The following is a 10,833-nucleotide window of genomic DNA, read 5'->3' as shown; positions in this document are numbered from 1 at the left end:
GGGGGCATCCCCCGTGGACCCGTATCTTCTGCGCGTTGCCGAAGCGCAAAACCAGAATCTCGTGGCCCGTTAAGAGTGCTGAAGCGGGCCGCGAGTCAGCGTGGTCCGCGGGGGATGCCCCCGCCCCCTCTCGCCGCATTGCCGGCATCGAGACTCTAGGGGGTGGGAGAGGCGAGGACGGAGGCGACGTGGCCTTGCACGTCGGCTGGAGAGAAGGGCTTCGACACGATGAATCGCACGCCGAAGCGGGCGGTCTCCTGCGGGTCGAGCCGGTCTCCCCAGCCGGTGACGAACCCGAGGGGGATGTGAGGGAAGCGCCGCTGGCACGCGGCCGCCACGTCCCAGCCCGACATGCCCGGCATGGAGATGTCCGTGAGAATGACGTCGACCGCCTCATTCTCCAGGAGCGCCAATCCGGCTTCCCCACTGGCCGCCTCGAGGACCGTGTGGCCACAGGGCGTGAGCATGTCCCGCAGCACGCAGCGAACCGTCTCCTCGTCGTCGATGACCAGGATGCGGCCGCTGCGGACCGGGCGGGAGAGCGCCTCGCCGACCTCCGGCGCCGATTCGCCCGTGCTGATGGGCAGACGGATCATGAAGATGCTGCCCATGCCGAGGGTGCTCTCGATCTCTATGGTGCCCCCGTGCCGCTTGACGATGCCCCACGAGACGGCGAGGCCGAGGCCGGTTCCGCGGACGCCCTTGGTGGTGAAGAAGGGCTCCAGCACGCGCCGGCGGGTCTCGTCGGACATGCCGCAGCCCGTGTCCTCGGCCGCGATGATCACCGATTCCTCATCGTTCGAGACTCGGAAGACGAACTGGCCTCCTCCCGGCATGGCGTCGAGCCCGTTGATGAGCAGGTTCATGAACACCTCGCGGAGCTCCGCCGAGATGCCGGCCACCGGGGGAGCGGGGCCGCCTTCCACGACCACGTCGTAGGAGATGCCGCGGCTCTGGGATTCATCCTTCCATCGCCCCTTCGTGAGCTCGACGACGTCTCGCAGGAGCTCGGGAATGTCGACCTGGGCGGCCGGGCGCGTCTGGCGTGTCCGTGTGAACTCCTGGATGCGCCGAACGGTGTGGGCGCCGTCCCAGGCCGCCGTCCGGATGATTTCGATGTCCCGAGCGACGTCCGGCTCCTGTCCCTTGGCGAGCAGGATCTCGGCGCGTCCGACCACCACGGCCAGCAGATTGTTGAAGTCGTGGGCGACCCCGGCCGCCATCTCGCCGAGGGCGCTCAAGCGCTCGGCCTGTACGAGCTGCTGCTGGGAGGCCTCGACCTCCTGCAGCGCGGCGCCAAGCTCGTGGAACAGGCGGGCGTTCTGGATGGCCACCCCCGCCTGAGAGGCCAGTGACGCGGCGACGTTTCGATAGCGCTCGGGAAAGGGCAAGACCTCGTCCGGTATGCCCTCGCGCGAGGCGAAGGGTCGGCCGGGCACCCGCTTGCAGTTGATGAGCTGCAGGACGCCGATGGTCTCGCCGGCCGGCGTCTTCATGGGGACCACCAGCATCGATGTCGTCCTGTAGCCCACCTTCACGTCAAACTCGGTATTGAAGTGGAAGGGAGAGTCCGAGGGCAATGAATAAACGTCGTCGATCATGAGAATGTCGCCGGCGAGGGCCACGTACCCGGCCACGCTGTCCGCGCTGATGGGCAGCGTCGACTCGCTGAACTCCACCTGCACGCTGTCGTTCTGGGCGAGCTTGAAGCGCAGGCGCTTTCCGCCCTCCGGCCCCGTCTCCACCACATAGAGCGACCCGGCGTCGCTCCGAGTGATCTCCCGCCCCTTGGTCAGGATCACCTCCAGGAGGGCGTCGAGATTCCGCTCGGCCGACAGGCGTATGCCGATGGTATTGAGCTCCTCGAGCTGTGTCCTGAGCTCGAGGGCATCGAGCATCACGCGCGCGTGCACGCACGCCTGGCGAAGCACGGCAGCCAGGGTGACCGCCGGCACCGAGGGATTCAGATAGGCGTAGCACGGCGGCTGACCGCTGATGGCGTCCGAGGCGGCGTCATCCACCAGGGCAACCACGGGGAGTCCTTCACGCTGGGCCGCCGCCATCGCGCGAAGGCTGGCCTCGTCGTGGGGCAGGTCGACGAAGAGCACACCGGGCGAGGCCGGCCACTCGGATGGCGTCCGCTCGGAGAGGGGCCGACGCTCGAGATCATCCGGGAGGTCCGCGAGACGCGAGGCCGCCTCGGACCCCGGCACATGCCAGACAATGGGACGGGTCATCAGCCATGCATCTCGAGCGATGGCACAGTCATCCTGGAGGCCGATATCGAGCACGGCGCGCACCTGGAGCAGAGCGACCGATCGCGCCTGGCCCTACTGAAGCTTCGGGAGAAGCCCGACCTTGGGCACAATGGGGGCAAGATCACTGACCAGCCCGCCGCTGCCCGGCCCGCCCACCGGCCCCTGCAGGCGGATGGCATTGCCTCCGCCGAGGACACTCACGCCGATCAGGCCGAGCCCTGGGCCATTGCCGTTGGCGCCGCCACCGCCTGCGCCGAGGCTGAGGGCTTGGCCGTTTCCGTTTCCGCCGAGATCGCCATCGCCCGCATCGGAGACGACACCGATAGCATCGTGATTCGCGGCCACATCGGTCGCCTTGCCTTTTTGCCCAACCCCCGGCTTCCCGGCGATTCCCGCGAGCCGTGCCTTGCCGGGTTTGCCATTGACGATGCTCGACGCCGTAGCCACGGCGAGGGCCCGCTGCTTCTCCTCGATGGAGGCGACGAACTTATCGGACGGGCCGGGTCGTGACGGCCGATTGAGCATCAAGCCCGCGGTGACGGCGGTCACCGTCTCTGGGGTCAGGGGACGTACGGTCCCCAGCGCGTGCCTCGACGCCGTCACGCTCTGCAGGCTCTCCAGCTGGATGGGGAGGGCGGTCGGATTGCTCGCGAGCGAGACATCGAGCTTGCCATGGAGCAGGTGGACATTCGTGGAGGCCGCCCCGGCGCTTGGCTGATTCTCTTCGCCGGGCTCGGGAACGATCTCCACCACGAGGACGGTTCCCCGGACGGCGGCTACGGCATGCGGCGTACGGATCTCGATGATCTCTCCCGGCTTCATCCGCTGCCGCACGACGGCCAGCCCGACCTTGCCGGATTGGAGATCAACCGTCGCGCGCCCGCCCTCCTCGGTGATGGTGAGCACGGAAAGCTCGCGGACGGTGAGGAGAGCCTTGCCGCCCATCAGGACATGCACGAGGGAGCGCTCCTTGGTGCTGATCCGGTCCTGCATGAACACGTCGTCGCGCATCTTGAGGGCGAGGGGCTGAGACGTCGTGCCGCGCGCCACCGTCGCCTCCCCGATGAGGGTGCTCACGACTCCGATGCCCGATTGCTCCTGAGCCAGGACATATCCAGGCCCACCACCGACAAGTCCCAGAAACGCCAACGCTCCGATCGCACCCCGTACGCTCATGGTTTCCTCCTATCCAGTTAATCGGGCAGTGCCGCCCGCGTTCGTAGCCGTGTCGACCCGGTGACTCGAATTAACCCAGCATGGAAAAAGCAACCGGGGTGCCAAGGACGATGCGACGGCGATGCACGGAGCGAGTTCCTGAAAAGACTGCGATGTCATGAGGCTGACAGTGCAGAAGGTGCGCGGGCCGACCGCGAGCTACGAACTATCGCCCCGAGATTGGAAGAGGCCCTCCATCTCGGAAGCCGGGCGCGAGAAAAAATCAGAAAGACACGAGGAGCTCGGCGCCCAGAAACTGGACTGTTCCGAGGGAAAAATTCCCCTCGAGGGCGGATGAGTCCGTCGGCTCGAGAGAACGCTGCTCCGCGGGAGGCCGCCTACTTCGCCGCCACGCCCGCGATCTCGACGAAATACTTGGGCGCGGCCAGTCGCGCTTCGACGGTGGCGCGGGCCGGCGGATTCGCGGGATCCATCCAGGCCTCCCACGCGGAGTTCATGTCGTCGAAGTAGCGCATGTCGGCAAGCCAGATGGTGGCGGAGAGGAGCTTGGACTTGCTCGTGCCGGCCGCGGCCAAGAGGTCGTCGATCTTTTTCAAGATCTGCTGGGTCTGACCCTTGACGTCGGCCGAGGCATCCCCGGCGATCTGGCCGGCCAGGTAGATGGTGTCACCGTGCACGACGGCGGCGCTCAGGCGCTTGCCCGGCTGAAGGCGCTGGATGCTCACGTGGCTCTCCTCCTTTGGACTGTGCCCCTCACCCTGCCCTCTCCCCACAGGGGCGAGGGATGCAAAAAAACGGAACCCTCTCCCCTATCGGGGGAGAGGGCCGCAGTTCGAGTTGAGCGGCGCAGCCGCGAGACGAGGGCTGAGTAGATCAGGGGGCAGGGGGTCATGTTCATGACGGCTTGGCGTAGTTGCTGAGGATGAAGCCGGCGATGCTGTGACGCGAGGGCCGGTTGGGGAGCTGATCGCAGGGGAACCAGCGGGCATCCTCGAGCTCGGAGGGGTCCACCCGCACCTCGCCTCCGGCGTAGGTCGCGACGAAGCCCAGCATGATCTGGCTCGGGAACGGCCAGTTCTGGCTGCCCACATAGCGGATGTCCTTCACGTCGACGCCGACCTCTTCCTTGACCTCGCGGGCCACCGCGCCCTCCAGCGACTCGCCGTTGTCGACGAAGCCCGCCACGAGGGCGTAGCGCCCCGGCGCCCACTCCGCCTTGCGCGCGAGGAGGACGCGGTTGCCGTCGCGGACCAGGATGATGACGGCGGGATGGAGGTGCGGATAGTGCTCGTAGCGGCAGCGCGGGCAACGCTTGCCCCATTCCCCCTCGATGCGCACGGCGGCCTCTCCGCAGCGCGGGCAGAAGCCGCTCGTGGATTGCCACCAGAGCGCCTGCATGGCCATGCCCCCGAGCGAGAGCAGATCATCGGGCAGCTTGGTCCCGCGCATGGGCACGAGGGTCTCGCGCGCCAGTCCTTCGGGCGGGGCGGCCTCTTTGGGCACGGAGGCCGTGAAGCACGGCGTGCCGTGGAGTGTCCCCAGCCAGAGGGGCTCCGTCACGACGGACTCGAGCCCGGCGGGCAGCGTGCCCTCGGGCAGACGGAAGGCGCCGCCGTCCTGGACGACGAGGAGATCCTGGTCCTGGACGAGGAGCCAGTAGCCCTTGGGCTCGGGGGTGCCGCCGCCGCTCTTGGCCGGCTCGAAAGCCTGGCCCAGTACCTCGCGGTTGAACGGCAGATAGACGGACAGCGGCGTGGTCAGCGGGCGGTCCTCCAGGACAAGATCATGGGCAGCATGAGATCACGGGCAGAAGGTCACGGGTGTGAGAGCGCCGGAGCGACGGCACTCGGCTCGCGCCCGAGCGCCTGCAGGGCCGGCATGACCTCCTTGGCAAAGAGGCGCATATTGCGCTCGGCCTCGGCGGGCGGCATGCCCGCATAGGAGAAGGCGCCCACGAAGTGGTCGTTGCCCACGCGCCGGCGGATGTCGAGAATCTTGTCATAGCATTGCTCGGGGGTGCCCCACACCTGCAGGTCCACGAAGAAGTCGGTGACTTTCTCGTCGCCGTACGTGTGGATCTTGTCGGTCATCTTCGCGTAGTACTCGTACCCCTTGGTCTTGGCCATGTGATCGCCGCCGAACTGATAGTGGTCGAGCACCGTGCGGAAGTAGCCGCCGATCCACCGCCGGGCCTGCTCGCGCGCGCGATCCGGATCCGGATCGCAGAAGGTCCAGCCCGCGGAGACCGGCCGCGGGGGCTCGGCGCCGTTGAGCTGTCGGTAGTGCTCGTGGTATTCGTGCAGCTCCTTGGCGACCTCGGGCCACGGCTTCTGCGGGATGATGAGGATGCCCACGCCGAGCTCGGCCATGATGCGCACCGACTCGGGCGACACGGCGGCGGCATACGTGCGGCCGCGGAAGCTCTTGAAGGGCGCGGGGCGGATGGCCGCCCGCGGCTGGGAGACGAAGCGGCCGTCGAGCTCGCAGGAGCCGCTCTCGAGCCCCTCCAGGATCATCCGCGCCGATTCCACGAAGCGCTCGCGGCTCTCCTCCATGGGCACGCGGAAGCCTTCGAACTCGACCTTGCCCGCTCCGCGCCCCAGCCCGAGGATCAACCGGCCGCCCGAGATGTTGTCGAGCATGGAGATCTGCTCGGCCACGCGCATGGGATCGTGCCACGGCAGCACCACCACCATGGAGCCGAGGGCCACGCGCTGGGTCCGCCCCGCCATGTAGGTGAGAAACTGGAGCACGTCGGGGCACATGGTGTAGTCGGTGAAGTGGTGCTCGACGCTCCAGATGGAGTCGAAGCCCAGCGGCTCGGCGAGATCGGCGAGGCGGAGGTCGTCCTGGTAGACGTCGAAGTCCCGGCGGCCCTTGCCGGGATTCTGAAAGATGGCGGTCATGCCGACGCGCATCGATGGTTTCCCCCTTTGGCGTGACGAGGCGTGCCAATCTTGCCCCACTCAACCGTCGCACGCAAGCCGGGGCCCCGCGCATTGACAATCGCGGTCTTTCGACTAGGCTATAGCGGGCCCGGCGGGAAAGGTCGGGCCGAGCCAGAACCCCACCCGGAGGTTTCGCGATGAAGCATCACAAGGTGTACCGGACCGAGCTCAGCCCCGTGAGCTTCCTTCAGCGCAGCGCCTTTGTCTTCCCGGGCAAGACGGCCGTCATCCACGGCAAGCGGCAGTATACGTACCGGCAGTTCGAGGAGCGCGTCAACCGCCTGGCCTCCGCGCTCCGCAGGGCCGGTCTCCAGAAGCATGATCGCGTCGCCTTCCTCTGTCCGAATATCCCGGCCATGCTCGAGGCGCACTACGCCATCCCTCTGGCCGGCGGCATTCTCGTGGCCATCAATATCCGGCTCTCCTCCGACGAGGTCGGCTACATCCTCAAGCACTCGGGGTCGACGACGCTCTTCGTGGACGCGGAGTTCGAGCACGTGATCAAGCCGCTGGATCTCACGGGCCTCAGGGTCGTGCGCGTGGACGACACCGGAGCGGCCGGCGATCCCTACGAGGATTTCCTCGCCACCGGCGCTCCCGATCCGATCGAGCCCGTGCTCGAGGACGAAGAAGAGACCATCGCCATCAACTACACCTCGGGCACCACAGGCCGGCCCAAGGGCGTCATGTACTCGCACCGCGGCACCTGGATGAATGCCATGGGCGAGGTGGTCGAGACCGGGATGAATTTCGAGACCAAGTACCTGTGGACCCTGCCCATGTTCCACTGCAACGGCTGGTGCTTCACGTGGGCGGTGACGGCGGTGGCGGGCACCCACGTGTGCCTCCGGCGCGTGGAGTCCGCCCGCATCTGGGAGCTCATCGAGTCCGAGGGCATCACCCACTACAACGGCGCCCCCACCGTGCAGATCGGGGTCATCAATGACCCCAAGGCCCATCGCCTCGCCCGCCCGGTCACCGTCACCATCGCGGGGGCGCCGCCCTCGCCCACCCTCCTGGGCAAGCTCAAGGAGCTCAATTTCCGTCCCGTGCACGTCTACGGTCTGACGGAGACGTATGGCCCGCACACCGTGTGCGCCTGGCACAAGGAGTGGGACGCGCTTCCCGTCGACGAGCAGGCCACCCTGGCCGCCCGGCAGGGGCAGGGGTATGCGCTCTTCGATCTCGTCCGCGTGGTGGACGGCGACATGCACGACGTCCCGCGCGACGGCGAGACGCTGGGCGAGGTGGTCATGATCGGCAACAACTGCGCCATGGGATACTTCGATCAGCCCGATGCCACCGCCGAGGCATTCCGGGGCGGCTGGTTCCACTCGGGCGATATCGGGGTATGGCATCCCGACGGCTACATCGAGCTTCGCGACCGGAAGAAGGACATCATCATCTCCGGGGGCGAGAACATCTCGACCATCGAGGTGGAGCAGTGCGTGGCCAAGCACCCCGCGGTGATGGAGTGCGCCGTGGTGGCCATTCCCGACGAGAAGTGGGGTGAGCGCCCGAAGGCCTTCGTGACCCTCAAGCCGGGCCAGAGCGCCAGCGAGAAGGACATCATCGAGTTCTGCAAGCAGCACATCGCCCACTTCAAGGCGCCCGCGGCCATCGAGTTCGGCGATCTTCCCAAGACCTCCACGGGCAAGGTGCAGAAGTTCGTGCTGCGCGACAAGGAGTGGAAGGGGAAGACGAAGCGGATCAACTAGCGGGCGGCCGAGAGATTAGGCCCGGGCCGTCGCCCTCGCGGCGACGCGAGCCTGCCATTGCGACCGGAGCCGGAAGGATAGGACGAGGAGCAGAAGGCCGAAGAAAAGCGAGTAGCCTCCCACGAGCCAGATCAGCGAGAGCAATCCCGCCCACGGCAGCAGGATCATCAGCACCCCGAAGACCACGGTCAGCGTCCCGTTCAGGATCAGCACCCATTCGCCCTCCATCTGCTTCCGCAACTGGATTGCCGCTATCACGTGGAGGATGCCGCTCGCGATGGCAAATGCGCTGATGAGGACAAGCCAGGCGAAAGCGGTGGCGCCGGGACGCAGGAGGGCCAGGAGGCCGACGACCAGGCACACGACCCCCTCGAGAAGTATGGGGAACGAGCGCTCGTGCTGGTCGTGGACCCGTACGGCGGCGACGATGGCGAGAATGCCCGCCAGGAGAACGCCTACACCGAAGGCCAGAATGATCGCCGTCAGGGCGCGCCCGGGGGCCACGAGGACGTAGAGACCGAAAAGGATGGCGAGCACGGCCCGAGCCGCGAGAATCCACCAGTTCTGGCCCATTCCGATCTTCATCGGTGTCCTCCCTTGCCGTCCGAGTGGCGCGGCCACGCCGTGGGACGAGGGCGGAACGGCAAGCGCATTCCAGCCGGAGCGCATTCTATCAGCCGGGGGCCCGCACGTGTAAGATACGAAGGTTGGCCCGCCGCGTCCGGAGTGGGCCGCTTCCCTGAGAGAGGAGCTACCCATGCAGGAGGCCCCGCTTCGCTTCGGAATCTTCCTGGCGCCGTTTCACCCCATCGACGAGAATCCCGCCCTGGCCCTCGAGCGCGATTTCCAGCTCGTCGAGCACCTCGACCGGCTGGGCTATGACGAGGCCTGGATCGGCGAGCACCACTCGGCGGGCTACGAGACCATCGCCTCGCCCGAGGTGTTCATCGCCGCCGCCGGCGAGCGCACGCGCCGGATCCGGCTGGGCACGGGCGTGTCCTCGCTGCCCTACCACCATCCGTTCATCCTGGCCGACCGCGTCCAGCAGCTCGACTACCAGCTGAAGGGCCGCTTCATGTTCGGCGTGGGGCCGGGCTCGCTCCCCTCCGATGCCTTCATGATGGGCATCGACCCGCTACGCCAGCGCGACATGATGGAAGAGGCGCTGGACGTCCTCATCCCGCTGCTGCGCGGCGAGGCGGTCACGAAGATCACCGACTGGTTCAGCGTCAAGGAGGCGCGGCTGCAGCTCATGCCGTACACGCGTCCGCACGTGGAGATGGCGGTGGCGGCCCAGATCTGGCCGGCCGGCCCCCGCGCCGCGGGCAAGCATGGGATCGGGATGCTGTCCATCGGATCGACGACGTCGCAGGGCTACATGGCCCTGTCGGCGGCGTGGGGCATCTGCGAGGAGCTGGCGCGCGAGCACAAGCAGACGGTGTCACGGCACCACTGGCGCCTGGTGGCGCCGATGCACGTCGCGGAAACGCGCGAGAAAGCCCTCGAGAACGTCCGCTTCGGCCTGGGCCAGTGGGTGCGCTACTTCACCGAGGTGATCGCCCTGCCCTTCGAGATCAAGGGCAGCAGCATCGAGGACAAGTGTGCCCAGCTCATCGAGTCCGGCTACGCGGTCATCGGCGACCCCGACGATGCCGCCGTGCAGCTCGAGCGGCTGGACAAGCAGTCAGGCGGCTTCGGCTGCTTCCTCCAGCTCGCCCACAACTGGGCGGATTTCCCCCAGACGCTGCGAAGCTACGAGCTCATCGCCCGCTACGTCATGCCGCGCTTCCAGGAATTGAATCCCGGCCGTCAGGCCAGCCTGGACTGGACGGCCGCGAACCGCGAGAAGTTCATGAACGCGGGCCGCCAGGCCAAGGTCCTCGCCACGGAGAAGCACCTGGCCGAGCGCCGCGCCAAGCCGCCGGCCTGACGCTCGTGCGCTACTGGGAGGACATCAAGGCGGGCGAGGTCATCGAGCTCGGGAGCTGCACGGTGACGAAGGAGGCCATGCTGGCTTTCGCGCGCGAGTTCGACCCGCAACCCTTTCACACCGACGAGGAGACCGCCAAGCGGACCATCTGGGGCGGCCTCATCGCCAGCGGCTGGCATACGGGCAGCATGCTCATGCGCCTGTTCTACGACGGGTTTCTCAAGGACACGGTCAGTCTCGGCTCGCCGGGGATAGACGAGCTGAAGTGGAACAAGCCCGTGCGCCCCGGCGACCGGCTCAGCGCTCGCATGACCATTCTCGAGACGACGCCGTCGCGAAGCAAGCCCGACCGCGGGATCATCCGCTCGCAGATGGAAGTGCTGAACCAGCATGGCGAGGTCGTGATGAGCACCAGGGGCGTCAACTTCTTCGCCCGGCGCCCTTAGGCGGGATCAGTTCTGCCGGTGTCTGAGCGCCTGGGCGACCGTCACTTCGAGGGCGCCCACGCGCGTCTCGAGGCGCAGGAAGCGCTGATCTACGGCCTCGAACCGCCGATCTACGGCCTCGAACCGCTCGTGGACTTCCGCCCGGAAGCGCTCGAGCTTCTCGTCCACCAAGAGCACGCCCTCGGCCACCAACTGGATCCGGGATTTGAGGTCCTCGGCTACGACGTCGAAGTGGCGGCGGGTTTCCGCATGGCCAGCCCGCATCTCTGCCCGCAGCTCCTCGAGGCGCTGATCCATCCCCCCCAAGCGCCCGTCCATCCCCCCCAAGCGCCCGTCCATCTCCCCCAAGCGCCCGTC

The 10,833-nt window shown here is 67.3% G+C and carries 10 protein-coding genes; 3 read left to right on the top strand and 7 right to left on the bottom strand.

Translation table 11 applies throughout. From position 1 onward, the window contains the following. Window positions 1–155: 155 nt before the first annotated feature. From VGT00_07045 to VGT00_07025, 5 genes are all read right to left on the bottom strand, one after another. A complete protein-coding gene (locus VGT00_07045; GenBank protein HEV8531152.1) occupies window positions 156–2,237 on the bottom strand; it encodes a response regulator in 2,082 nt (693 codons plus the stop codon). A gap of 93 nt (window positions 2,238–2,330) precedes the next feature. After that, the gene (locus tag VGT00_07040) at window positions 2,331–3,434 is read right to left on the bottom strand and encodes a FecR domain-containing protein (protein HEV8531151.1); all 1,104 of its coding nucleotides are present in this window, start codon (window positions 3,432–3,434) and stop codon (window positions 2,331–2,333) included. Window positions 3,435–3,811: 377 nt separating this feature from the next. Further along, window positions 3,812–4,159 carry a RidA family protein gene (locus VGT00_07035; protein ID HEV8531150.1) on the bottom strand — a complete coding sequence of 116 codons (348 nt, stop codon included), beginning with the start codon at window positions 4,157–4,159 and terminating at the stop codon, window positions 3,812–3,814. Between the two features lie 169 nt (window positions 4,160–4,328). Continuing rightward, the gene (nudC, locus tag VGT00_07030) at window positions 4,329–5,150 is read right to left on the bottom strand and encodes an NAD(+) diphosphatase (GenBank protein ID HEV8531149.1); all 822 of its coding nucleotides are present in this window, start codon (window positions 5,148–5,150) and stop codon (window positions 4,329–4,331) included. A 98-nt stretch (window positions 5,151–5,248) separates the two neighbouring features. Then, window positions 5,249–6,340: an LLM class flavin-dependent oxidoreductase gene (locus VGT00_07025; protein HEV8531148.1), complete on the bottom strand. Its 1,092-nt coding sequence runs from the start codon at window positions 6,338–6,340 to the stop codon at window positions 5,249–5,251. Between the two features lie 179 nt (window positions 6,341–6,519). On the opposite strand from VGT00_07025, the gene VGT00_07020 reads away from it, so the two are divergent. Further along, on the top strand, window positions 6,520–8,100 hold the full coding sequence (locus VGT00_07020) for an acyl--CoA ligase family protein (GenBank protein HEV8531147.1): 1,581 nt from the start codon (window positions 6,520–6,522) through the stop codon (window positions 8,098–8,100). 15 nt (window positions 8,101–8,115) lie between these two features. On the opposite strand, the gene VGT00_07015 is transcribed toward VGT00_07020, so the two are convergent. Further along, window positions 8,116–8,685, bottom strand: coding sequence for a DUF308 domain-containing protein (locus VGT00_07015; protein ID HEV8531146.1), 570 nt, complete (start codon window positions 8,683–8,685; stop codon window positions 8,116–8,118). Between the two features lie 172 nt (window positions 8,686–8,857). On the opposite strand from VGT00_07015, the gene VGT00_07010 reads away from it, so the two are divergent. Continuing rightward, window positions 8,858–10,030 carry an LLM class flavin-dependent oxidoreductase gene (locus tag VGT00_07010; GenBank protein ID HEV8531145.1) on the top strand — a complete coding sequence of 391 codons (1,173 nt, stop codon included), beginning with the start codon at window positions 8,858–8,860 and terminating at the stop codon, window positions 10,028–10,030. 5 nt (window positions 10,031–10,035) lie between these two features. Next, the gene (locus VGT00_07005; protein HEV8531144.1) at window positions 10,036–10,476 is read left to right on the top strand and encodes a MaoC family dehydratase; all 441 of its coding nucleotides are present in this window, start codon (window positions 10,036–10,038) and stop codon (window positions 10,474–10,476) included. Window positions 10,477–10,482: 6 nt separating this feature from the next. Here VGT00_07005 and VGT00_07000 read toward each other — a convergent pair. Next, on the bottom strand, window positions 10,483–10,833 hold a 351-nt coding region (locus VGT00_07000), incomplete at its 5' end, for a hypothetical protein (GenBank protein ID HEV8531143.1).

This window comes from Candidatus Methylomirabilota bacterium (genome assembly GCA_036002485.1).
Classification (GTDB): Bacteria; Methylomirabilota; Methylomirabilia; order Rokubacteriales; family CSP1-6; genus AR37.
This window is presented reverse-complemented; position numbering and strand designations above follow the sequence as displayed.

Coding starts and splice junctions, on each gene's coding strand:
- VGT00_07045 (HEV8531152.1), bottom strand. CDS start 2,237: ATGACCCGTCCCATTGTCTGGCATGTGCCGGGGTCCGAGGCGGCCTCG.
- VGT00_07040 (HEV8531151.1), bottom strand. CDS start 3,434: ATGAGCGTACGGGGTGCGATCGGAGCGTTGGCGTTTCTGGGACTTGTC.
- VGT00_07025 (HEV8531148.1), bottom strand. CDS start 6,340: ATGACCGCCATCTTTCAGAATCCCGGCAAGGGCCGCCGGGACTTCGAC.
- VGT00_07020 (HEV8531147.1), top strand. CDS start 6,520: ATGAAGCATCACAAGGTGTACCGGACCGAGCTCAGCCCCGTGAGCTTC.
- VGT00_07015 (HEV8531146.1), bottom strand. CDS start 8,685: ATGAAGATCGGAATGGGCCAGAACTGGTGGATTCTCGCGGCTCGGGCC.
- VGT00_07010 (HEV8531145.1), top strand. CDS start 8,858: ATGCAGGAGGCCCCGCTTCGCTTCGGAATCTTCCTGGCGCCGTTTCAC.